A 23,196-nucleotide genomic window follows, 5' to 3' on the forward strand; every position below is an offset into this window, starting at 1 on the left:
AGACACGGCGACCGCAGGCCCCCGTCGGTGCGGCTCCCGAAGCCCGACGGTGGTGCGTCCGGCCACTGTAGCGAAGCTACCGACGGGTAGGAAAGAGGGCGTCGGCGGGAAATCCGCCCGGATCCGCGGGCGCCCGGGTCGGCCGGGGCCCCGCCCGACCCGCCCGCCCCGAACGGGTGAACGGATGGACGGACGTCCGTTTCGACCACCCGATAGGGGAGTTACGCGCCCCCGGCGGTCGGGGCAGCATGGAGGCATGACCATCGGAACCGTCGCCGCCGGCCCCACCGCGTCCGACCCGGGCGGCCCGGGCGACCAACCCGTCGGCCCGGCCGGCCCGCTCGCCGCCGGCCCGCTCGCCGCCGTCGCGCTGCCGCCGCGGGCCGAGCGCGCCGAGCGGGCCTCGGCGGCCGCCGACCGGCTGCGCGTCGCCGGGGTCGAGGCGGTGGCCGTCACCTGGGTCGACAACGCGGGCATCGCCCGGGTCAAGGCCGTCCCCCTCGGCGGCCTGGTGCACGCCGCGCAGTGGGGCGTCGGCGCCGCCCCCTGCTTCGACGTCTTCCTCGCCGACGACGCCGTCACCACCAGCCCGGTCATCGGCGGCCCCACGGGGGACCTCCGGCTCTACCCCGACGTCGAGCGCGTCGTCCCGCTGGCAGCCCAGCCGGGCTGGGCCTGGGCCCCGGGGGACCGGCACACCCAGGACGGCGCCCCGCACCCCGGCTGCCAGCGGCTGTTCGCCCGCCGGATGGAGGCCGCGGCGGCCGCGCGCGGGCTGGGCCTGCTGGCCGGCATCGAGGTCGAGTGGGTGGTCGCGCTCGCCGGGGATCCGCAGGAGGAGCCGCGCTACCCGACCCACGGCCCCGCCTACGGGATGCACCGGCTCACCGACCTCTCCGACTACCTGCGCGACGTCCTGCGCGCGCTCGGCGAGCAGGGGCTCACCGTCCTGCAGATCCACCCCGAGTACTCCCCGGGCCAGTTCGAGGTCTCGGTGGCCCCCGAGGGCCCGGTCGGTGCCGCCGACACCTCCGTCCTGGTGCGGCACACCGTCCGGGCCGTCTCCGCGCGGCACGGCCTGCGGGTCTCCTTCGCCCCCGTGGTGGAGGCCGGCGCGGTCGGCAACGGCGGGCACCTGCACCTGAGCCTCTGGCGGGACGGCCGCAACCTCGGCCACGGCGGCCCCGGGCCGCACGGCCTCACCGCGGAGGCCGAGGGCTTCCTCGCCGGGGTGCTCGGCGCGCTGCCCGAGCTGCTGGTGCTGGGCTGCTCCAGCCCGGCCGGCTACCTGCGGCTGGTGCCCTCGCACTGGGCCGGCGCCTACCAGTGCTGGGGCCTGGAGAACCGCGAGGCGGCGCTGCGCCTGGTGACGGGCTCCACCGGGGAGCGGGCGGCCGCCGCGAACGCCGAGGTCAAGTGCTTCGACGCGAGCGCCAACCCCTACCTGGCGGTCGGCGCGGTGCTCGCGGCCGGCCTGGCCGGGCTCGACCAGCGCCGGGCGCTGCCCCCGGAGTTCACCGGGGACCCGGCCGCCGCCGAGCCCGGCACGGTGCCGCGGCTGCCCGCGTCCCCGGCCGAGGCGCTGGCCGCGTACGAGCGCTCGGCGGTGCTGCGCGAGGCACTCGGCGAGCCGCTGTACGAGGCGGTGCTGGCGGTGCGCCGGGCCGAGGCCGAGCAGTACGCCGGGGCCGCGCCCGAACGGCTGGTGGCGGCCACCCGCTGGCGGTACTGAGCGGTGCCCCCGTCGCCGGTGCCGCCGCTGGTCGACCACCACTGCCACAGCGTGGTGGCGGCCGAGCTCTCCGACGACGCCCTGGCCGGGCTGCTCACCGAGTCCGACCGCCCGCCCGCACCCGGCTGCTCCCCGTTCGACAGCGCGCTCGGCCTGGCCGTGCGGCGCTGGTGCCCGCCCGTCCTCGGGCTGCCCGCGCACGCCCCGGCGGCCGAGTACCTGGCGCGCCGGCGCGAGGTGGGCGCCGCGGAGGCCACCGCCCGGCTGCTGGCGGCGGCCGGGCTGGGCGCCTGCCTGGTGGACACCGGGCTGACCACCGCGGCCGGGCTGCCCCTGCTGCCGCTCGGTGAACTCGCCGCGGCCACCGGGGCGGTGGTGCGCGAGGTGGTCCGGCTGGAGTCGGTCGCCGCGGCGGTCACCGGGCCGGCCGGAGCCTGGCCGCAGGCCGTCGGCGAGGCCCTCGCGGCGGCCGCCGCCGGCGCGGTCGCGGTCAAGTCGGTGCTGGCCTACCGCGCCGGGCTGGCCGCCCCGGCCGAGCGCCCCGCGCGGGCGGCCGTGGTGGCCGCGGCCGGCGCCCGGCTGCGGGGCGGGCCCGGCCGGCTGACCGATCCGGTGCTGCTGCACCACCTGCTCTGGACGGCCGTGGACGTCTGCGCCGAGCTCGGCCTGCCGCTCCAGCTGCACACCGGTTTCGGCGACCCGGACCTCACCCTGCACCGGGCCGATCCGTCGCTGCTGACGGACTTCGTGCGCGCGGCCGAGCCGAGCGGCGTCCCCCTGGTGCTGCTGCACTGCTACCCCTACCACCGGCAGGCCGCCTGGCTGGCCCAGGCGTTCCCGACGGTCTACACCGATCTCGGGCTGACGGCCTCCTACACGGGGCCGCGGGTGGCCGCGGTGCTGGGGGAGATGCTGGAACTGGCGCCGTTCGGAAAACTGCTGTTCTCCACCGATGCGTACGGGCTGCCCGAGCTGTTCCTGGTGGGCGCCGCCCAGTTCCGGCACGGGCTGGGGTCGGTGCTGGCCGGCTGGCGGGCGGACGGCGCCTGTTCGGCGGCGGACGCGCGACGGCTGGAGCGGCAGATCTCGGCCGACACGGCGCGCCGGCTCTACGCACTGTAGGACGGCGTCCCCGTCGATGACGGTCGGCGGTCAAGGGCGTCAGCTCGTCGGCACACCAACACTTTTTAACAATATGACCGACTGTTTGTCCTGTTGATGCCTGGAACCTGACGTTCCGCTGTTGGTTGAGATGTGACGATTAGATGTCTGCCTCTTGCGCATCTAATCGGATATTCATTAGCGTCCCGATCATTACATCGCACCTGCCACACCGCAGCTGCTGCATGACGACTCGGGAGGGCCAACCCCAATGAGAGTTTCTCGGATCAGCCGGACCCGGTACGCGGCGGTGGGCCTGGTGCTCGCCACCGCCGGCGCCCTCGCGCTGCCGGCCGGCACCGCCGTCGCGGCCCCCGTGGCCGACTCGACGACCGGTCCGCTGCTCAGCTACGTCGTCAACACCAAGGCCAACCACGGCCAGGTGCAGAAGGTCGAGCAGGCCGTCAAGAGCCTCGGCGGCACGGTGGTCTACTCGTACGACCAGATCGGCGTCGTCATCGCGCGCTCGACGGACACCAAGTTCGCCGAGAAGCTGCGCCTGGCCAAGGGCGTCGACTCGGTCGGCGCCAGCCGCACCAAGGGCATCACCGCCGCCGACACCCAGAAGGCCGAGGTCGCCCCCGCGCCCACCGCCGCCCCGGCCCCCGGCCAGGAGCCGCTCGAGGCCAACCAGTGGGACATGCGCCAGATCGGTGTCGACAAGGCGCACAAGATCTCGCTCGGCAGCCGCAACGTCACCGTCGGCGTGCTCGACTCCGGCATCGACGCCACCCACGAGGACCTCGCCGCCAACGTGGACGCCTCGCAGTCGGTCTCCTGCATCGACGGCGGCAAGCCGAACACCGACTGGAAGGCCTGGCAGCCGGGCCCCGACGGTGACCACGGCACCCACGTCGCCGGCACCATCGCCGCCGCCAAGAACGGCAAGGGCATCGTCGGCATCGCGCCGAACGTCAAGCTGGCCGCGGTCAAGGTCGTCGACGACGGCGGGTTCATCTACCCCGAGTACGCGATCTGCGGCTTCGTGTGGGCCGGTGAGCACCAGTTCAAGGTGACCAACAACAGCTACTACGTCGACCCGTGGATGTTCAACTGCCCGAACGACAAGGACCAGGCGGCCATCACCGCCGCCGTCCGCAAGGCCGTCGCGTTCTCGCAGCGCAAGGGCGTCCTCAACGTCGCCGCGGCGGGCAACGAGAACATCGACCTGGCGCACAAGACCACTGACGTCTCCAGCCCGGACGACACCACCCCCGGCACCCGCCCGGTCACCAACGACTGCCTGTCGCTGCCGACCGAGCTCCCGGGCGTCATCGCCGTCTCCTCGGTGGGTGTCAAGGGCGACAAGTCGTACTACTCCAGCTACGGCAAGGGCGTCGTCACCGTCGCCGCGCCGGGTGGCGACCGCCGCTTCCAGCTGCCGGACACCCCGGACAAGGACGGCCGCATCCTGTCGACCATCCCGGGCGGCAAGTACGGCTACATGCAGGGCACCTCGATGGCCTCCCCGCACACCACCGGTGTGCTCGCCCTGCTCGCCAGCACCTTCCCGTGGGCCAGCCCCGAGGAGCTGACCGAGATGCTGACCAGCCAGGCCGAGTCGCACCCGTGCCCGAGCGGCGAGTTCAACCCGGGCGGCGCCGGCCAGTGGAAGGCCACCTGTGAGGGCGGCGCGGACGACAACGGCTTCTACGGCGCGGGCATCATCAACGCCGAGAAGGCGGTCCAGTGGTGGCGCTGACGCGCTGACCGCGGCACCACCTGAACACTGAGCCGGGGAGCGGGACCACTGGGTCCCGCTCCCCGGTCGTTTCTGAGTAGCCGTACTCAGGCCGCCGGGCGGCCGGCTCGCCAGGATGGACCCGTACCCCACGGAGTCCTCCCAGGAGTTGAGCAGCATGGCGCAGACCTTCCCCGGCTGGCAGGCCCCGCCGGTCCGCCCGTCCGCCCCCGCGGGCCGCGGCCGACGCTGGCCGTGGCTCGTCCTGGGCTTCGTCGAACTGGCCGCCGCCGGGCCGATGCTGGTGGCGTTCGCGATGACCGGGCTGGTGGCCGGAGTGATGGGCCTGGCGGCCGGCGGCACCGCGAACGCGGCCGTCGGACTGGTGCTGATGCTGGCCGCGGGCCCGGTGGCCGGGCTGGCCGCGGCGGCGGTCGCGATCGCGCTGTTCGCCCCGGCGGTGAGCAGGTTCAGCCGCTCGGTGGTGTTCGCCGTCCTGATGGGCGGACTGCTGGCCGGCACCGCGGTCGAGTACGTCGGCTGGGTCGCCCCAGCCCTCGGCTGAGCACCCGCGGGCTCGAGGAGGCCCGTCCGGAGACGGAGACGGCGGCGGGGACTGGCTACGGCTCCTGGTCGACGTGCGGGTCCCAGACCGTCGCCACCGACGGCTTGCCGTGCAGGTCGGGGACCTCCTGCAGCCAGGCGGGCCGGCCGGCGCGGGTCCGGGCCTCCCGCCGCCGCTCGGCCTCGCGCAGCTGCTCGGGGGTGGCGAAACCCTCCGGCAGCCACTGCTCGGAGAGCGCCGCCCGTGCGGCCAGGTGGGTGACGTAGGCGTCCCGGACGGCGGCCACCGAGTCGAAGCCCGGCTCGTCGGCCAGCCACTCGTCCGGGACGAGGGCCAGCACCTCCTCCAGCAGCCCTGCGGTGACCAGCGGGCCGAGCTCCTCGTCGGCCAGCCGGACGTCCGGGGAGCAGCCGCCGAGGGCGTGCGCACTGAGGTCGTAGCGCTTGCCGACGGCCGCCCCGGCGGTGGCCCAGCGGTGGTGGAAGATCAGCGCGGCGCCGTTGTCGATCAGCCAGAGCCGCCCGTGCCAGACGACCAGGTTGGGGTTGTGCACGGTGCGGTCCACGTTGCCGGTGAGCGCGTCCAGCCAGACCACCTGTCCGGCCTCGGCGGAGCCCACCGGGATCATCCCGGGCCGGTAGTCCCGGGCGCCGGGCAGCAGGTCCATCCCGAGGTTGAGGCCGCCGCTGGCCCGCAGCATGTCCTGGATCTCGGTGTCCGGTTCGTCCGCGGCGACGGCCGGGTCGAAGTCCACCAGCCGCAGCTCGGGGACGCGCAGGCCGAGGCGCCGGGCCAGTTCGCCGACGATCACCTCGGCGACCAGCGCCTTGCGGCCCTGGGCGGCGCCGGTGAACTTGACCACGTAGGTCCCCAGGTCGTCGGTCTCCACGACACCGGGGACGGAGCCGCCGGCCCTCAGCGGGTCCACGTAGCGCACTGCTGTCACCAGATCGAGCACACCGGCCACCCTATCCCGCCCGGCCGGCGGGCGGCCGGGCCGGTGCGAGCCCCGGAGGGCCGCGCCCGCGGCGCTGTGATTGGCTTGCCGCTGAGACCGGAGACCCACCAGACAGAGGAGAGCACGTCCATGGGACAGGTGCAGGCCACCACGGCGCGGGACTACGACGCCGCCCCCGAGCGGGTGTACGAGGCGCTGGCCGACTACCAGGTGACCCGCCCGAAGCTGCTGCCCGCGCAGTACAGCGAGTACGAGGTGCGGGTCGGCGGCACCGGTGCCGGCACCCAGGTGCACTGGAAGCTCCAGGCCACCGAGAAGCGTGTGCGGGACTGCCTGTTCACCGTCTCGGCGCCTGCGCCCGACCAGCTGGTGGAGAAGGACGCCAACTCCACCATGGTGATCACCTGGACCGTCTCGGCGGTCGGCGAGGGCCGGTCGAAGGTCACCGTCTCCGCCACCTGGCAGGGCGCGACCGGCATCGGCGGCTTCTTCGAGCGGACCTTCGCCCCGAAGGGCCTGAACCGGATCCACGACCAGGTGCTGGCCAACCTGGCCGCCGAGGTCCGCTGACGGATCCCCCCCCCCGGGGAGCCACCCCCTGGGCAATTCGCCCGGGGTTTCGAGTGGTTCGTCCGCCCGTACGACCGGAAAGCCGTACGGGTGGACGGCCCGCCACCTCCGGGTGACGAGGGCCGCCCGGCGCGCTGGAGCCACCCTAGGCTCGCCGCCGTGCATATGACGATCCTTCACATTTCGCAGCCGGTCGACGGCGGCGTCGCCCGCGTCGTCGTCGATCTGGTCCGGGGACAACGGGAGGCGGGCCACCGGGTCCTGGTGGCCTGCCCGCGGGGCGGCCGGCTGGCCGAGGAGGCCGCCGCGGTGGGCGCGCTCGTCCGGGACTGGCCGGCGGAGCGCTCACCGGGGCCGGGCTCCGCCGCGGAGGTCTGGCGGCTGCGCCGGATCGTCCGGTCCGCGGCGCCCGACGTGGTCCACCTGCACAGCGCCAAGGCCGGTCTGGCCGGTCGGCTGGCGGTGCGCGGCACGGTGCCCACGGTCTTCCAGCCGCACGCCTGGTCCTTCGCCGCCGTCGACGGCCCGATGGCCACCGCGACCCTCAACTGGGAGCGATTCGCCAGCCGTTGGGCGCACCGGCTGCTCTGTGTCAGTGTCCAGGAGCGCGCCGACGGCGTCGCCGCGGGCGTGAGCGCGGACTGGGCGGTGGTGCCCAACGGCGTCGACGTCCGCCACTACGCGCCCGCCGACCGCCGGGCCGCGCGGATCGCGCTCGGCCTGGACCTGGACGCACCGCTCGCGGTCTGCGTGGGCCGGCTGTGCCGGCAGAAGGGCCAGGACGTGCTGCTGGCGGCGTGGCCGCAGGTGCTGCACGCGGTGCCGCAGGCCCGGTTGGCGCTGGTCGGCGGGGGTCCGGAGGAGCAGCGGGTGGCGGAGCTGGTCCGGGAGTCGGCGGAGCCGTCCCGGGTCCGGCTGGTCGGGGACGTGCCGGACCCGCGGCCGTGGCTGGCGGCGGCGGACCTGGTGGTGCTGCCCTCGCGCTGGGAGGGCATGGCGCTGGCCCCGTTGGAGGCGATGGCCGCCGCCCGGCCGGTGCTGCTGACGGACGTGCCGGGGGCCCGGGAGTGCCTGCCGCAGGCCGAGCGGGCGCAGGCGGTGGTGCCGCCGGAGGACGTGACCGCGCTCGCCACCCGAATGGCCGAAGCGTTGTCCGATCCGATCGAGTGCGAGCGGCGCGGTGCCCGACTGCGTGACCACGTGGTGGCCCGTCACGACGTCCGCACGGTGGTCGAACAGGTGGACGCCCTCTACCGCCATCTGCTGGGTGCCGGCCCGGCCGCGGGGCGCCGCCGCACCCGTGTCCCAGAGCCGATCTGATCGTTTCACATGCCGTGAATGCCCGCCGTTCCGGGGCCGGCGTATTCGCACCCTCAACCGGATAAGGGTGAGGCATCAATCCGAAATACCTATTAATGGGCGGCTGGAATGAAATGGCAAGTCACCTTCCGGCCTGCAAGTCCCGGTTCGGTATTGTCGGATTTCGCCTGCTTCATTTCGACTTCACGCCGGGAATTCGCGAGTGAGCACGTCGCGACCGGGCCCGCCGGGCCCCGCGCGCGAGAGCCGAAGGCCGCCGGCGGCAGCAGGTGCTGTCAGGACCGCGCCCACCGGCCCGGGACGACCGCTCCGCGCCATCCGGTGCCGGGGCACCGCCGCCCCGGGCACACAGCAGGGGAGTTCGTGCGCTGATGACCATTGACCACGACAGCGTGCCGCGGTCCGACCAGTCCCTCTCCGGCCCGTGGCGGCCCGGTACCGGGCTGCTCGACCGCCCGGCCGGATCGGCCCGGACCGGTACGGTGCCGACGCCCCGTCGGCACCGCAGGGCCGTCCGCTCCCGGCTCGCCCTGCCGCTCGCACTGGTCCAGGTCGACGCGATCGCGCTCTGCACCGCCACCGGCCTCGCCAACCGGGCCATCGACCCCGCCGTCCCGCTCGCACCGCTGCTCGGCGTCGCCGCCGTCCTCCCGCTGCTGCTCGCCCTCAACCTCGCCGGCGGCCTCTACCGGACCCGGCTCACCCTCTCCGTCCTGGACGAACTGCCCGCACTGGCCGTGCGCGCCGTCGTCGCCACCGCCTTCGCCGTCACCCTGGCCGGCTGCCTGGACGGCCGCTGGCCCGACTGCGGCCCCGCCACCCCGGCCCGTCTCACCGTCCTGCTCGGCGCCCAGCTGCTGATCGCCGCCCTCGGCCGCGGCGTGCTCTACCACCTGGTCCGGCGGATCCGCCGCAGCCGCCCCAGCCCCGTCCTGGTGCTCGGCGCCGGCCGGCTCGGCCGCCGGGTCGCCGCCGCCCTCAGCGAGCGGGGCGAGTACGGGATGCGCCCGGTCGGCTTCCTCGACGCCGACCCGCCGCTGCTCGCCACCGACACCGACCTGCCCGTCCTCGGCGGCCGCGAGGTGCTGGAGCGCGAGGTCCGCCGGCACCGGGTCCACCACGTCGTCGCCACCGCGGGCGCCGCCGACGAGGGCGAGACCGCCGCCGCCCTGCGCGACGCCGCCCGGCTCGGCTGCCAGGTCTGGCTGGTGCCGGCGCTGCGCGAGTTCGGCGCGCTGCCCACCTCCCGGCTCCCCGGCGCCGACCACCTCTGGGGCTTCCCCTGCCTGCGGGTCGACCGCCCGGCGATGCGCCGGCCCGGGTGGGCCGCCAAGCGCGCCCTGGACGTCACCGCCGCCGGGCTCGGCCTGCTGCTGCTCGCCCCCGTCCTGGCGCTCTGCGCCCTCGCCGTCCGCTTCGACACCGGCCCCGGCGTGCTCTTCCGCCAGCAGCGCACCGGGCTGGACGGCCGGATCTTCACCGTCCTCAAGTTCCGCACCCTGCGCCCCAGCAACGAGCACGAGTCGGCGACCCGCTGGAACATCTCCCAGGACCACCGGATGGGCGCCGTCGGCCGCCTGCTGCGCCGCAGCTCGCTGGACGAGCTGCCGCAGCTGTGGAACGTCCTGCGCGGCGACATGAGCCTGGTCGGCCCGCGGCCCGAGCGCCCCTACTTCGTCATGCGGTTCAGCCAGGCCTACCCCGAGTACGCCGACCGGCACCGCGTCCCGGTCGGCCTCACCGGCCTCGCCCAGGTCAACGGCCTGCGCGGGGACACCTCCATCGAGGACCGCGCCCGGTTCGACAACCGCTACATCGAGAGCTGGAGCTTCTGGCAGGACGTCAAGATCCTGTGCCGCACCGCGGTCCTGATGCTCCACCCGGACGGGAGCTGACCCGCGTGGCCCTGACCCTCCCCGCCGACCCCGCTCCGAACTCCCCGGGCACCCCGCGGGCGGACGGGCGCGCGGCGGCGGCCTTACGCAGGTCCCTCGCCGCCGCCGCGGACCGCCCCAGCCTGCTCGCCGCGGCCACCGTGCTGCTGGTCTGCGTGCCCACCGGCGAGAAGGACGTCACCGCCGCCGTCCACGTCACCGCCGCCGACATCGCCTCGCTGGCGCTGGTCGCCCTCACCGCGGTCAACCTGCTGCGCGGCCGGCTGCCCGCGCTCAGCCGCGCGAGCTGCGTGCTGTTCGGCGGGATCGTCGTCGCGGCCGCCGTCGCCACCGTGGGCTCGATCGACCCGGCGACGAGCCTCACCGGCTTCGTCCGGCTCACCCAGATCTTCGTCCTGGTGCCCGCCGGGGTGCTCTGCTCGCTGCGCGACCGCGCCGACCAGCGGCTGGTCCTCGGCTCCTTCGTGCTCGCCGCGCTGATCCAGGGCGTGGTCGGCGCCCACCAGTACCTCACCCGCACCGGCGCCTCCTACACCGGCCAGCCGATCCGGGCCGTCGGCACCTTCGGCGCGCTGGACATCATGGCGATGTCCTCGGTCGTCAGCTACGGGCTGCTCGCGGCCCTGGCGCTCGGCCTGGCCGAACGGGGGGAGCGCGGCAACGCCCGGCTGCGCCGCGCGATGTTCGCCGCCGCCGCCTTCCTGACCTTCCCGCTGGCCGTCTCGTTCAGCCGCGGCAGCTGGATCGCCACCGGCGCCGCCGCCACCGTGCTGCTGCTGCGGGCAGACGCCCGGCTCGCCGTGCGCGGAGCCGTCCTCGGCACGGCCGCCGGGATCGTCCTGGTCGGCGGCCTCGGTCTGGGCGCCTCCGGCGTGACCGAGCGGCTCAGCTCGATCGGCTCGGTCTCCGCCGCCCCCGACCAGTCCGTCTCCGACCGCTACGACCTGTGGGCCACCGCCGGGCGGATCTGGCAGGACCACCCCGTCCACGGCGCCGGCCCGAAGGCCTTCCAGCAGCTGCGCGACAGCCACGCCCCGCTGCGGCTCTCCTCCGGCAGCGACGCCGCCGACGCCACCATCGGGTTCCAACGCGAACCGCTGCTCTCCCCGCACAACATGTACTTCCTGGTGCTCAGCGAGCAGGGCCTGATCGGGATCGTCGCCTACACCGCGCTCTTCCTCGGCCTGCTCCTCGGCTGTCTGCGCCACTCGCGCGGCCCTGCCCTGGCCGCGCTGGCCCTGCTCACCTGGGTCCTGGTCGACTTCCTGTACGCCGACATCGGCGGCACCACCACGGTGCTGACCTCCGTCGTCCTCGGCCTCGCGGCCCGCGCCTGCGTGCAGGAGACGGCGTGACCACGGACCAGCCCGTGCCGACCCTCGCCGCACTCCCCGCCCCCCGCAGCGCCCCCGCCGACGACCGGATGCCCGGGCCCGCCGCCGGCCCCCGGCGCGGCTTCCTCGCCAAGGCCTTCGGCGTCACCGCCGTCCTCAGCGCCGCCGGCTCCGGCCTCGGCCTGCTCCGCGACCTCCTGCTCGCCCGCTACTTCGGAGCCGACCAGGGCACCGACGCCTTCCTCGTCGCCTGGACCGTCCCGGAGACCGCCGCGCCGCTGCTGATCGAGGACGCCATGTCCTTCCTCATGGTGCCCGCCTTCGCCCTCGCCCTGGTGCTGCGCGAGGAGCATCCGGACGCCCCCGACCCGGTCCGCCAGCTCGTCCGCGCCACCCTGCCCCGGCTGCTGCTCGCCCTCAGCGGGCTCGCCGTGGCCGTCGCGCTCGGCGCCCCGCAGCTGGTCGACCTGCTCGCCCCGGGCCTCGCCGACCCCGGCCTGGCCGTCGCCTGCACCCGGATCACCGCGATCACCGTGCTGCCCTTCGGGGTGGCCGGCTACCTCGGCGCCGCGCTGCGCGCCCACCACCGCTTCACCGCCCCGGCCGGCATCTACGTCGCCTACAACCTCGGCATCCTCGCCGTGCTGCTCGGCTGCCACGCCTTCCTCGGGGTGCGCTCGGCCGCCCTCGGCGTCGCGCTCGGCAGCCTGCTGATGGCCGGTCTGCTGATCGGGCCCTTCCTGCGCCGGCTGCGCCGGGGCACGTCGGCGGCCGGGGCCCGCGGCTCCCGCCAGGCCCTGGTGCTGATGCCGCTCGCCCTGCTGCCGGTGGCCGCGTTCACCCTGACCCGCCAGGCGCAGGTCTTCGTCGAGCGCTACCTCGGCTCGACCCTGCCGCCCGGCACCATCTCGCACCTCAACTACGCCGCCAAGGTCTCCCAACTGGCCATGACCGCCGGCATCCTGATCTGCACCGTCACCTTCCCGCTGGTCGCCCGGGCGCTGGCCGCGGGGGACCTCACCGCCGCCCGCGACCGGGTCGAGAAGGACCTCGGCCAGGCTGCGGCGGTCGTCCTGCTGGGCACCGCCTTCCTGATGTCCTGCGCGCCCGCGGTGGTCGCGCTGCTCTTCCAGCGCGGCGCCTTCGGCCCGCAGGACACCGCCGCCACCGCCGCGGTGATCCGCGTCTACAGCTTCGGCCTGCCCGCCCAGGCGCTCATCGGCGTGATGGTCCGCCCGTACTTCTCGCTGCGCCCGGTGGTCCGGCGGGCCGACGACCCGGGGACCGAGGACGGCGGCCGCCGGCTGCTGGACTGGTACCCGGTCGCCGCGATGCTGCTCGGACTCGGCGTCACCGTCGCGGTCGGCCTGCTCGCCACCCCCCGCTTCGGCGCCCCCGGGCTCGCGGCCGGCAACGCGGCGGGCATCACCGTCGCCGCCGCGCTGCTGCTGCGCGGCCTGGTGCTGCGCGGCATCCCGCTGCGGCTGCGCCGGGTGCTCGGCGGCCACGGCCGGCTGGTGGCCGCCGCCGCGGGGGCCGCCGCCCTCGGCGCGGCCGCCTCCGGGCTGGTCGCCGATCCGCTGCTCTCGACACTCCTCGGGGGCCTGACCGTGGCGCTGGCCTTCGCCGCTCTCGGCACCGGCCTCGGTGCGCACGAGGTGCGCGGCCCGGTCCTCGCCGCCGCCCGGGTCCTGAACCCGGCAACCGTCGCCGATGAAGGGAAGCCCCCCCATGGACAATGAACGGGGAACCGTCCGTTCGGCCCGGGCGGGCGTGCACCGCCGGGCCGCACCGGCCGTGGCCGGACCCTGCGGCGACCTCCGGTCCGCCGGCGCGGCGCGGTCGGAGCCGGGGCCGCCGCGCAGCCGCCGCCCGGCCGTCGACCCGCCCGCCGCCCGGGCCGTCCACGAGGCCGGCTACGACCACGCCTGCGCGATCGCGCACTCCCCGCTCACCGGCCGTCTCGCACTGCCCCGCAGCTACGTCGGGGACCACGACGGCGCCTGGCGGCTGCGGGCCAAGGAGGTCCGGCACCGGCTGCGCGGCACCGTCACCGAGCTGCGCCGGACCACCGCCCGGAGGGCGGCCGGGTGAGGGTCCTGCACATCGTCACCGGGCTCGCCTCCGGTGGCGCCGAGCGCCAGATCCAGCTGCTGATCCGGCACCTGCCGGCGCACCAGCAGTGCGAGGTGGTCGCCCTGACCAACCCCGGGACGGTCGCCACCGCGCTGCGCGCCGACGGCGTGACCGTCCACCACCTCGGCATGCGCGGCAACCGGGACCTGAGCGCGCTGCCCCGGCTCGTCCGGCTGGTCCGCTCCGGCCGCTACGACCTGGTGCACACCCACCTGTACCGGGCGCAGCTGTACGGCCGGCTGGCGGCCCGGCTCGCCGGGGTCCGCGCGGTGGTCTCGACCGAGCACTCGCTGCACGCCGGGGTGATCGAGGGCCGCACCGTCACCCGGGGCGTGAAGGGCCTCTACCTGGCAGCGGAGCGGCTCGGCAGCACCACCGTCGCGGTCTCCCGCCAGGTCGCCCAGACGCTGCACTCCTGGGGCGTGCCGCCCGGCCGGGTCGAGCTGATCCCCAACGGCATCGACACCGCGCGGTTCCGCCGCCCGGCCGCCGACCGGGCCGCCGTCCGCCGCCGGCTGCGGGCCGAACTCGGCCTGCCGGAGCAGAGCTGGGTGATCGGCGGGGTGGGCCGGCTGGTCCCGGGCAAGCGCTTCGAGGTGCTGGTGGACGCGCTCGCCGAACTGGACCCGGCCAGCCGACTGGTACTGGTCGGGGCAGGCCCGGAACGCGCCGCGCTGGAGCGCCGTGCCGTCGAACTCGGCGTCCGGGAACGGCTGGTGCTCACCGGTGAGCGCGAGGACGTCCCCGACCTGCTCGCCGCCCTGGACGTCCTGGCCGCCCCCTCCACCGCGGAGACCTTCGGGCTCGGCGTGCTGGAGGGCCTCGCGGCCGGACTGCCGGTGCGCCACAGCGCCTGCCCGGCCCTCGACGAACTGCCGCCGAGCGCCGCCCCGCAGGCCCGCCGGATCCCGTCCGAGGCCGCCGCCTACGCCGCGGCGCTGCGCGACCTGCGGCACCTGAACGACCACACCGCGGACCCGCTGCCGCACCCCCCGGCGGTCGGCCACTACGACATCGCCCGGGTCGCCGCCGACCTGAGCGCCCTGTACGACCGGCTGGCCCGCGCCTGACCGCCCGCCGCCGGAACCGCCGTCACATTCCCAAGGAGTCACACCCATGACCACACCGCGCCGAAGCGCCCGCCACCTGGTCCGCCGCTGGTGGCCGGTGGCGCTCGCGGTGCCGCTGGGCGCCGCGGCCGGAGCCGGGTACGCCGTCGTCTCGCACCCCTCCTACGCGGCCAGCGCCTACGTCCTCGTGGTGCCGGAGAGCCCGGGGGAGGCCGCCACCGCGACCAACTTCGCCCAGGCGTACGGACGGCTGGCGGGCCAGCCGCAGGTGCTCGCCGTGGCGGCCGCCGAGACCGGCCACACCCGCTCCGAGCTGGAGTCCCTGGTGCACGGGACGACCTCCCCGGACGCCCCGATGATCGAGATCACCGGGACCGGGACCCGGCCGCAGGAGGCCGCCCGGACCGCCGACGCGGTGGCCCGCTCGCTGGTCTCCTTCGCCAACACGAGCAGCCGGGACACCAACGTCCGGCTGGTCACGCTGGCGCCGGCCGCCGAGCCGGACAAACCGACCACCCCGTCCGGGCGCCTGGACGTCGCGGTCGGCGGAGCGGCCGGCCTGCTGATCGGCGCGCTGGTGATGATGACCCGCCGCCGCGGCGGGGCGGACGCCGAGCCGCCGGCCCCGGCGACGCCGGCCGCCCCGGCCGACCGCTCGACCACCCCCCGGCCGCGGACCGAGGAGCCGGCGGCCGCCGGCGCCGCAGCGTCGGAGGAGACGGGGCAGAAGGCCGCGCAGAAGTCCGGAGGGAAGCCTGTGGAGAAGACCTCCGCGGAGGCCCCCGCGAAGGCCGCCGCGACGGTCGCGGAGCCCCCGGCCAAGGCGAAGAGCGCCGCCGGGAGCCCGCGATGAGCACCGAGACCCGGCGGGCCGGCCTGCCGCACCGGGCACCGGCGCCGGTGTGGACCACCGAGCTGCGCCGCGAGGACGACGCCCTGGACTCCCTGGCCGAGGAGTGGGACGACCTGGCCGCCCGCTGCCGGACGGCCACCTTCTTCCAGGCCGTCGACTGGCAGCGCTCCTGGTGGCGCCACTACGGCAGCCCCGGCGGCCTGCGGGTGGTGCTGGTCCGCCGGGACGGCCGGCTGGTCGGCGCCGGCGCCTTCATGCGCCGCGGCGGCCCGCTCGGCGGACTGACCGGCCTGGGTGCCGGGCTGGCCGACTACACCGACGTGCTGCTCGACGACGACTGCGCCGACCGGGCCGCCGCCGAGTTCGCCGCCGCCCTCCCGCTCACCCGCCCGTGGCACTGCCTGGAGCTGCGCGAGGTGCACCCCGAGGCCGCGGTGCAGCGGGTGTACGAGCACTGGCGCGGCGGGCGCCGCCGCTTCCAGGACTCGCTCTGCCAGTACCTGCCGGCCGTCCCGATGGAGCGGCTGCTCAAGCGGGTGCCCGGGAAGACGGCGCAGCGCAGCCGGGTCAAGCTGCGCAAGATCGCCGAGGCCGGGGTGGAGGTCTCCTCGACGCCGCCCGCCGAGGTGCCGGAGGCACTGCGCCACCTGCTGCGGCTGCACTTCCAGCAGTGGCAGGAACGGGGCGTCACGCCGGAGCACCGCACCGAGCGGTTCGCCCGGCACCTGACCGAGTCCACCACCGGGCTGGTCGCCACCGGCCGGGCAGCCGTCCACCAGTTCCGGCTGGACGGCGAGCTGGTCGCGGTGAACCTGCTGCTGCTCTGCCCGTCCTTCGGCGGCCTCTACCTGTACGGCGCGCACCCGCTGCTGCGCGAGCGGCTGGACATCGCCGGGCTGCTGTTCGGCGCGGCGCTGGACGAGACGGTCGGCGCGGGCATTCCGGTGCTCGGCCTGCTGCGCGGCCAGGAGCCCTACAAGCAGCGCTGGCGGCCGGACCGGCTGCCCAACCAGCGGCTGCTGTTCGGCCCGCCCGGGCCGGCCCCGGCCGCCGCCGCCCGGGCCGGCGCGGTGCGCGCCCGGCAGACGGCGGCGGAGGTGCTGAGCACCCGGTTCCCCCGGCTCAAGGAGGCCCTGCTGGCCCGGCGCCGAGGCTGACCGGGCCCGCCCCCGGGGCTCACCGCCGCGCGGGCGCCCCGGCGGCCGACGGACGGGGCGACGGGTCGGCCGCCGGGTCGGTGGCCGCGGTGGACGGGCTCGGCGAGGGGCCCGGGCCGGTGGCCGCGGCCGGGCTCGCCGCAGGGCTCGTGGCCGCGGTCGCGGTCGGCGTCCCCGGCTGGGCGGGCCGGTTCGGCGGGGTGGGGGCCGCGGGCGCCGTCGGCACCACCGCCGGCGCCCCCTTCGAGCCGGACATCAGCCGCTTGAACCGGTCGGCCGAGCGCGGGTTGCGGTCGCACTGGAAGAAGCCGTGCGGGCAGTAGTCGGTGATGGTCTGGTAGGCGGTGTCGTGGGTGCGCATCCACTCGACCATCCGCTGCACGAACTCCGGGTTGTCGCCGTTGCGGAACAGCCCCCACTCCGGGTACGAGACCGGCTTCCCGCGCCTGGCGGCGAACTCCACCTGGTCCTGCAGCCCGTACGGCTCGCGCACGTACTCGTCGAAGGTGCCCCCGGCGGGCTGGTCGTAGCTGTCCATGCCGATGATGTCGACCACGTCGTCGCCGGGGTAGCACTTGGTCCACGGGATGGCGTCCAGGCCCCGGTTCGGGGTGAAGTCGAAGCGGAACCGCTGCCCGGGCACCGAGCGCATCACGCCGACGATCCGCCGCCAGTAGGCCTTCCAGGCGCTCGGGTCGGGCTTGCAGCGGTGGGTGTAGGTGACACCGTTCATCTCCCAGCCGAGGGTGAGCACGGTGTCCGCGCCGCCGAGGGCGACCAGCCTGCGGGCGAGCCGCAGGAAGTGCCGGTCGAAGTCCCCCCGCGCCCCCTGGGCGAGCAGCTTCGCGACCTCGCCGTCCGGCACGTTCGCCTCGTTGGGCACCAGCATCGGGACGCCGAGGACGAGCGTCCTGGACGGGTCGGCCAGCCGCCACTGCGACCACATGCCGAGCACCACCGGCTCGCCCTCGACGTCGGCCCAGCTGTTGCCCGCCAGATAGGTGTGGCCGACCTGGAGGTTGGCGTCGCCCAGCCACTGCGCGTACCGCCCGATCTGCGGGATGTAGCTGTCCCAGGAGCCGACGAAGGCACCGAACGGGGGCTCGTGCCGGGGCCGTTGCACGGCCGGGCGGGGCGCGGCGCCGCGCGGCTCGAAGGCGTCCGAGGAGAGGGAGTGCCGCTCGGTCTGGCTGAGCGGGGTCCCGGTCGGGACACTGGCGGTGGCCAGCAGCAGCAGCGCGGCGGCGGCCAGCGTCAGGCGGCCGATTCGCATGGTCTCTCCTCCGGGCGTCGCGGGGCGGGGCGCGGTGGACGGACCGTGGCGCCCCGCTCGCCGACAGTAGGCCCGGCGGGCGTCGGAAAAGCCGAATGTCACCCTAAAGTGGGCGCCATTCGAACGCCGTCTGCCGCAGCGGCCACCCGGGTGCACCGCGTGTATCAGCTCTGTAACGGTCGATCCGACCCTCCGGGCCTGACTCCGGAGCGGTCGGCGACCCGGCCGCGCCCCCGACGGCGCAGGTCGGCGGGCGGGTGCGCGGGGAGGGCGCGCACGCCCCTGCGCGCGGTCCGCAGTGCGGACGGTGGGCGATTCCAGGCTGACTCGCGTGCCCGGTGCCGGGTACGCTCCGGCCGTGTCCTGGAAGCCGCTGCGTGTACTGACCCCCCGCTCGATCCTGCCTGCCCTGGCGGTGATGCTGGTCCTTGCGGCCGGAGCGGCGGCCCACGCGAACAAGCCGGTGCCGTTCGGCGACCGGGTGGCGGGCCCCGGGGACGCGGAGGCCACGCCGGTGAACTCGCAGTCGCTGAGCTCGGCCGACCTCGAGCTGAAGGTGGGCCCCGGGCTGGAGGCCTTCCACCGCGCGACCGGCGAGCAGGCCTGGTCCTACCGCCGCGAGGGCGCCACCGCGTTGTACCTGTCGATGGCGGGCGACAACGCCGTCGTGGTGTGGGACGACGGGCTGATCACCTCGGTGCGCCCGGGCGACCACGAGGTCCGCTGGCACCGGGCGGTGCCCGGCCTGGCGGACTGGCTGCGCGGGGACGGCGAGCCGGGCGCGGACAAGCGGACCGACGAGCAGCGCAGACAGCTCGCCCGGGACCGCGCCGCCGCGGCGATGCACACCGTCCAGCAGGGCGGCTCCGCCTGGGTGGCGGTGGTCACCCCGAACCTGACCATGGGCCTGCGCGAGGCCGACGGCGACCTGCGCTACAACTCCAAGCCGCCCGGCAACTGCGTCTACGACCCGCTGCGCACCGTCGGCACCGAGTACGCGGTGCTGGTGCCGCGCAGCTGCACCAACAGCTCCGGGCAGGCCGTCTCCGGCGGCATCAGCGGCTACCGGCTGGACAGCACCGGCTGGCAGCTGAACACCGGCCCGGCCGCCGCCATCAAGGCGCTGGACGGCAGCCGGGTGCTGATCACCGACGGCCCGATCGTGCCGCCCCGGGTCTTCGACACCAAGGCGGCCGCCCCCGAGGCGGCCTGCGGCAGCCCGTCCGTCCCGTTCGCGGCGGTGCGCCCGCAGGGCGGCTGCGCGGACCCGGCGGCGAGCCCGTCGACGGACGTCCCGGTGCCGGACCAGCCGGCCGCCCAGCCGCCGGTGCAGGACCAGTCGTCGCAGGCGCCGCAGCCGTCCGAGCAGCCGCAGCAGTAGCACCGGCACCGGCGGTGGAGGCGGTGCCCCGGGGCGTTCCCGCGCGGCCCGGTAGACTTGCCGCCATGGCTGACTTCTCCGGGCACTAGCAGGCGTTGCGGCGCCGCGCTCCGCGCCGTGCCGAACACCGACGAAGCCCCTTCCCCGCTGCTCGGCCCGGGCCCCGCCCGCCGCCCGCCCACGTCCCAGGAGTAGTCCACCGCCATGATTTCCGCCAACGCCCTCGAGCTGCGCGCCGGTGCCCGGATCCTGATCGAGTCCGCGAGCTTCAAGGTCGCCGCCGGCGACCGGATCGGTCTGGTCGGGCGCAACGGCGCCGGCAAGACCACCCTCACCAAGGTGCTGGCCGGCGAGGGCCTGCCCGCCGCCGGCACGGTGATCCGCTCCGGCCAGGTCGGCTACCTCCCGCAGGACCCGCGCACCGGCGACCTGGACGTCCTCGCCAAGGACCGCATCCTCTCCGCCCGCGGCCTCGACACCGTGCTGAAGAAGATGCGCGAGAACGAGGACCGGATGGCCAACGGCAAGGGCGCCACCCGCGACACCGCGATGAAGAAGTACGCCCGGCTGGAGACCGAGTTCCTCACCAAGGGCGGGTACGCCGCCGAGGCTGAGGCCGCCACCATCGCCGCCGCGCTCGGCCTGCCGGACCGCATCCTGAACCAGCAGCTGCACACCCTCTCCGGTGGTCAGCGCCGCCGCGTCGAGCTGGCCCGGATCCTCTTCTCGGACTCGGACGTGCTGCTGCTCGACGAGCCCACCAACCACCTGGACGCCGACTCGATCGCCTGGCTGCGGGACTTCCTGAAGACCTACAAGGGCGGCTTCATCGTCATCTCGCACGACGTCGACCTCGTCGAGACGGTCGTCAACAAGGTCTTCTACCTGGACGCCAACCGCTCCGCGATCGACGTCTACAACATGGGCTGGAAGCAGTACCAGCAGCAGCGCGAGGACGACGAGAAGCGCCGCAAGCGCGAGCGGGCCAACGCCGAGAAGAAGGCCGCGACCCTCAACGCGCAGGCGGACAAGATGCGCGCCAAGGCGACCAAGACGGTGGCCGCGCAGAACATGGCCCGCCGCGCCGAGAAGCTGCTCTCCGGCCTGGAGCAGGTGCGCCAGAGCGACAAGGTCGCCAAGCTGCGCTTCCCGGACCCGGCGCCCTGCGGCAAGACCCCGCTGACCGCCGCGGACCTGTCCAAGTCCTACGGCTCGCTGGAGATCTTCGCCGGCGTGGACCTGGCGATCGACCGCGGCTCGCGGGTCGTCGTCCTGGGCCTCAACGGCGCCGGCAAGACCACCCTGCTGCGGATGCTGGCCGGGGTGGAGCAGCCGGACACCGGCGAGGTGATCCCGGGCCACGGCCTGAAGATCGGCTACTACGCCCAGGAGCACGAGACCCTGGACCCGGACCGCACGGTGCTGGAGAACATGCGCTCCTCGGCCCCGGACACCGACCTGGTCCAGATCCGCAAGATCCTCGGCTCCTTCCTGTTCTCCGGCGACGACGTGGACAAGCCGGCCGGGGTGCTCTCCGGCGGTGAGAAGACCCGTCTGGCGCTGGCCTCGCTGGTGGTCTCCAGCGCCAACGTGCTGCTGCTCGACGAGCCCACCAACAACCTCGACCCGGCCAGCCGGGAGGAGATCCTGGGCGCGCTGCGCGAGTTCTCCGGCGCGGTCGTGCTGGTCACCCACGACGAGGGTGCGGTGGACGCGCTCCAGCCGGAGCGGATCATCCTGCTGCCGGACGGGGTCGAGGACCTCTGGAGCCCGGCCTACGCCGATCTGGTCTCGCTCGCCTGACCGGCAGTAGACACGGGATCCTCTTTTCGGACCAGAAAAACTAGTCCTTACGGCGTGTCCGGGAATGAAGTAGGCCTGGATTCCGTTTAAGGACTTCCTGTCGGCCCGCCACTCGATCGTGGTCGGGCCGACACTGCTGATCAGCCCTTTCACGGCGGTCGGCGCAACCCGCCCGGGGGCGTGCACTCTGCGTGAGCGCCCTGGTGCGCTCGGATCACCACCGTAGGACGGCACATTCCCGACATCGACCTTGTCGAATGGGTGGCCAGGACGCGGTCGATGGGTGATCATGGGAATCTGACCGAGCAACGCTACGAGGAGGCACGGGTGGCCGAGACTCTGAAAAAGGGCAGCCGGGTGACCGGTGCCGCGCGTGAGAAGCTCGCGGCCGATCTCAAGAAGAAGTACGACTCCGGGGCGAGCATTCGCGCTCTCGCGGAGGAGACCGGTCGTTCGTACGGCTTCGTGCACCGGATGCTGAGCGAGTCCGGAGTGATCCTCCGGGGCCGCGGCGGTGCCACGCGGGGCAAGAACAAGGCGACTGCAGGGGCCGGTTCCTGACGGTCCGTCAGCACATGGCTGGATGACGCGGCGGCAGGGCGCCGGCCGAGGAGACGACAGCTGACCGTCAGCTGGGCGTCCGCCCTCGGGTCGAGTGGACCGGCCGCCGATCGTCATGCCCGGGGTGTCGACCGCCCCCGGGCATTTTTCGTGCCCCCGATCTTTCCCGGCCGGTGGCCTGCCGTCGCGCCCCCAGTTTTGTTACTCTCCGGTAGCCAAGCCCCTCGCCACCGGAGGTCCCCGCATGACCGCCCCCGTCACCGACCCGCAGGCCCCGAGCTGGGAGCAGGACGGCGTCCGCCTGGAGATCGACGGCGAGCTCGCCGTCGTCACCCTGTGTCAGCCCAAGCGGCGTAACGCCCAGTCGCCCGCCATGTGGCGCGCCCTCGCCGCCGCCGGCCGTGACCTGCCCGGCACCGTCCGGGTCGTCCTGCTGCGAGCGGAGGGCGTCTCCTTCTCGGCCGGCCTCGACCGCGCCATGTTCACCCCCGAGGGCATCCCCGGCGAGCCCAACTTCCTCCGGCTCGCCGCCGCGCCGGACCAGGAGCTCGACGACACCATCGCCTTCTACCAGGAGGCCTTCACCTGGTGGCGCCGCCCCGACCTGATCTCCATTGCCGCCGTCCAGGGCCACGCCGTCGGCGCCGGGTTCCAGCTCGCCCTCGGCTGTGACCTGCGGGTCGTCGCCGACGACGCCCAGTTCGCGATGAAGGAGACCTCGCTCGGGCTCGTCCCCGACCTGGCCGGCACCAAGCCGCTCACCGAGCTCGTCGGCTACGCCCGGGCGCTGGAGATCTGTGCCACCGGCCGCTGGGTCGGCGCCGAGGAGGCCGCCGCGATCGGGCTGGCCAACCTGGCCGTGCCCGGCGCCGAGCTGGACGCCGCCGCCCGCGACCTCGCCGCCGCACTGCTGGCCGCGCCGCGCAACGCCGTCACCGAGACCAAGGCCCTGCTCCAGGGCGCCTCCGGGCGGACCTTCGAGGAGCAGCGCGCCGCCGAGCGGGCGGCGCAGGCCCGCCGACTGCGCGACCTCGCCGGGATCGGCGACTGACCTTCGGCCGTTCGAACGAGGCCCGGCCCCGGGGCGCCACCCGGGAGCCGGGCCTCCGCCGTTCCCGGCGGGCGCGAAACGTGGCGAAATGCCAGAGTTGGGGGGATCTGCGATATAGCTGGAGCCGTGACGACGGGAGACCCGCCCCATGCCTGACACTCCGACACCCGCCACCATGCACAAGAACGCCGGAGCCGCCGCCCCCGCCGCCCCCGCAGCGGCCGAGAGCCGGAGGGCGGTCGGCGAACGGGGCCGCACGGCCCTGGCCGTCGGCGTGGTCGAGAAGATCGCCGGCATGGCCGCCCGCGAGGTCTCCGGGATCCACGCCCTCGGTTCCGGCCTCGCCCGCACCTTCGGCGCGATGCGCGACCGGGTGCCCGGCGGCAAGTCCAGCATCGGGCGGGGCATCAAGGCCGAGGTCGGCGAGAAGCAGACCGCCATCGACATCGCGCTGGTCGTCGAGTACGGCGTGGTCATCCCCGAACTCGCCCGTCAGGTGCGGGAGAACATCATCGACGCGGTCGAGCGGATGACCGGCCTCGAGGTCGTCGAGGTCAACATCGCGGTCAACGACGTCCACCTCCCCGACGAGCCGGACGTCGAGGAGGAGGAAGAGGAGACCGTTCCGGCGGGGCAGCGGCCCAAGCTCAGATAGCGGGTTCAGGCGGCGCCCGACGGCGGGCGGCAGCGGAAGA

Annotated in this window: 20 protein-coding genes; 18 read left to right on the plus strand and 2 right to left on the minus strand. The window is 75.0% G+C overall.

Features of this window, described 5'->3' with window-relative positions; genetic code table 11:
- Positions 1-256: 256 nt before the first annotated feature.
- The 4 genes from ACIRS1_RS23740 (at position 257) to ACIRS1_RS23755 (ending at position 5,139) form a co-directional block, all read left to right on the plus strand.
- Positions 257-1,732, plus strand: coding sequence for a glutamine synthetase (locus tag ACIRS1_RS23740; RefSeq protein WP_402843038.1), 1,476 nt, complete (start codon positions 257-259; stop codon positions 1,730-1,732).
- Positions 1,733-1,735: 3 nt separating this feature from the next.
- Positions 1,736-2,854 carry an amidohydrolase family protein gene (locus ACIRS1_RS23745; RefSeq protein ID WP_402843041.1) on the plus strand — a complete coding sequence of 373 codons (1,119 nt, stop codon included), beginning with the start codon at positions 1,736-1,738 and terminating at the stop codon, positions 2,852-2,854.
- Between the two features lie 250 nt (positions 2,855-3,104).
- Positions 3,105-4,595: a S8 family peptidase gene (locus ACIRS1_RS23750; protein WP_402843043.1), complete on the plus strand. Its 1,491-nt coding sequence runs from the start codon at positions 3,105-3,107 to the stop codon at positions 4,593-4,595.
- Between the two features lie 115 nt (positions 4,596-4,710).
- Entirely contained in the window at positions 4,711-5,139 is a 429-nt protein-coding gene (locus ACIRS1_RS23755) for a hypothetical protein (RefSeq protein WP_360211771.1), read from the plus strand.
- A 55-nt stretch (positions 5,140-5,194) separates the two neighbouring features.
- On the opposite strand, the gene ACIRS1_RS23760 is transcribed toward ACIRS1_RS23755, so the two are convergent.
- Positions 5,195-6,097, minus strand: a complete 903-nt coding sequence (locus ACIRS1_RS23760; RefSeq protein WP_402843045.1) for a HipA family kinase — start codon at positions 6,095-6,097, stop codon at positions 5,195-5,197.
- Positions 6,098-6,226: 129 nt separating this feature from the next.
- Here ACIRS1_RS23760 and ACIRS1_RS23765 point away from each other — a divergent pair, with 129 nt between their 5' ends.
- From ACIRS1_RS23765 to ACIRS1_RS23805, 9 genes are all read left to right on the plus strand, one after another.
- A complete protein-coding gene (locus ACIRS1_RS23765; protein ID WP_360211777.1) occupies positions 6,227-6,667 on the plus strand; it encodes an SRPBCC family protein in 441 nt (146 codons plus the stop codon).
- Positions 6,668-6,832: 165 nt separating this feature from the next.
- On the plus strand, positions 6,833-7,987 hold the full coding sequence (locus tag ACIRS1_RS23770; protein WP_402843048.1) for a glycosyltransferase: 1,155 nt from the start codon (positions 6,833-6,835) through the stop codon (positions 7,985-7,987).
- Positions 7,988-8,358: 371 nt separating this feature from the next.
- Entirely contained in the window at positions 8,359-9,882 is a 1,524-nt protein-coding gene (locus tag ACIRS1_RS23775) for an exopolysaccharide biosynthesis polyprenyl glycosylphosphotransferase (RefSeq protein ID WP_360211783.1), read from the plus strand.
- A gap of 5 nt (positions 9,883-9,887) precedes the next feature.
- Positions 9,888-11,237, plus strand: coding sequence for an O-antigen ligase family protein (locus ACIRS1_RS23780; RefSeq protein ID WP_402843050.1), 1,350 nt, complete (start codon positions 9,888-9,890; stop codon positions 11,235-11,237).
- Positions 11,234-12,958 (plus strand): lipid II flippase MurJ, encoded by a 1,725-nt coding sequence (locus ACIRS1_RS23785; RefSeq protein ID WP_360211789.1) that lies wholly within the window; start codon positions 11,234-11,236, stop codon positions 12,956-12,958. The genes ACIRS1_RS23780 and ACIRS1_RS23785 overlap by 4 nt, the downstream gene beginning before the upstream one ends.
- Entirely contained in the window at positions 12,948-13,310 is a 363-nt protein-coding gene (locus tag ACIRS1_RS23790) for a hypothetical protein (protein WP_402843053.1), read from the plus strand. Before ACIRS1_RS23785 ends, ACIRS1_RS23790 begins: the two co-directional genes overlap by 11 nt.
- Positions 13,307-14,422, plus strand: coding sequence for a glycosyltransferase (locus tag ACIRS1_RS23795; protein ID WP_402843056.1), 1,116 nt, complete (start codon positions 13,307-13,309; stop codon positions 14,420-14,422). The genes ACIRS1_RS23790 and ACIRS1_RS23795 overlap by 4 nt, the downstream gene beginning before the upstream one ends.
- 46 nt (positions 14,423-14,468) lie before the next feature.
- Complete coding sequence (locus tag ACIRS1_RS23800) at positions 14,469-15,275, plus strand: Wzz/FepE/Etk N-terminal domain-containing protein (RefSeq protein ID WP_402843059.1); 807 nt, start codon at positions 14,469-14,471, stop codon at positions 15,273-15,275.
- A complete protein-coding gene (locus ACIRS1_RS23805; RefSeq protein WP_402843061.1) occupies positions 15,272-16,432 on the plus strand; it encodes a GNAT family N-acetyltransferase in 1,161 nt (386 codons plus the stop codon). Before ACIRS1_RS23800 ends, ACIRS1_RS23805 begins: the two co-directional genes overlap by 4 nt.
- A gap of 19 nt (positions 16,433-16,451) precedes the next feature.
- Here the strand turns inward: ACIRS1_RS23805 and ACIRS1_RS23810 are convergent, their stop codons facing one another.
- Positions 16,452-17,705 (minus strand): glycoside hydrolase family 26 protein, encoded by a 1,254-nt coding sequence (locus ACIRS1_RS23810; RefSeq protein ID WP_402843063.1) that lies wholly within the window; start codon positions 17,703-17,705, stop codon positions 16,452-16,454.
- Between the two features lie 358 nt (positions 17,706-18,063).
- Between ACIRS1_RS23810 and ACIRS1_RS23815 the strand changes: the two genes are divergently transcribed.
- The 5 genes from ACIRS1_RS23815 to ACIRS1_RS23835 all read left to right on the plus strand — a co-directional run bounded on the left by ACIRS1_RS23815 (position 18,064) and on the right by ACIRS1_RS23835 (position 23,156).
- Complete coding sequence (locus ACIRS1_RS23815; RefSeq protein WP_402843066.1) at positions 18,064-19,086, plus strand: hypothetical protein; 1,023 nt, start codon at positions 18,064-18,066, stop codon at positions 19,084-19,086.
- Between the two features lie 204 nt (positions 19,087-19,290).
- Complete coding sequence (gene abc-f, locus ACIRS1_RS23820; protein ID WP_360211809.1) at positions 19,291-20,889, plus strand: ribosomal protection-like ABC-F family protein; 1,599 nt, start codon at positions 19,291-19,293, stop codon at positions 20,887-20,889.
- A 327-nt stretch (positions 20,890-21,216) separates the two neighbouring features.
- Positions 21,217-21,450, plus strand: coding sequence for a helix-turn-helix domain-containing protein (locus ACIRS1_RS23825; protein ID WP_030059940.1), 234 nt, complete (start codon positions 21,217-21,219; stop codon positions 21,448-21,450).
- A gap of 244 nt (positions 21,451-21,694) precedes the next feature.
- Positions 21,695-22,501 carry an enoyl-CoA hydratase/isomerase family protein gene (locus ACIRS1_RS23830; RefSeq protein WP_402843069.1) on the plus strand — a complete coding sequence of 269 codons (807 nt, stop codon included), beginning with the start codon at positions 21,695-21,697 and terminating at the stop codon, positions 22,499-22,501.
- Positions 22,502-22,649: 148 nt separating this feature from the next.
- Positions 22,650-23,156 carry an Asp23/Gls24 family envelope stress response protein gene (locus ACIRS1_RS23835; protein ID WP_360211815.1) on the plus strand — a complete coding sequence of 169 codons (507 nt, stop codon included), beginning with the start codon at positions 22,650-22,652 and terminating at the stop codon, positions 23,154-23,156.
- Positions 23,157-23,196 lie beyond the last annotated feature (40 nt).

The organism is Kitasatospora sp. NPDC101176 (assembly GCF_044768035.1).
In the GTDB taxonomy this organism is placed as follows: Bacteria; Actinomycetota; Actinomycetes; order Streptomycetales; family Streptomycetaceae; genus Kitasatospora.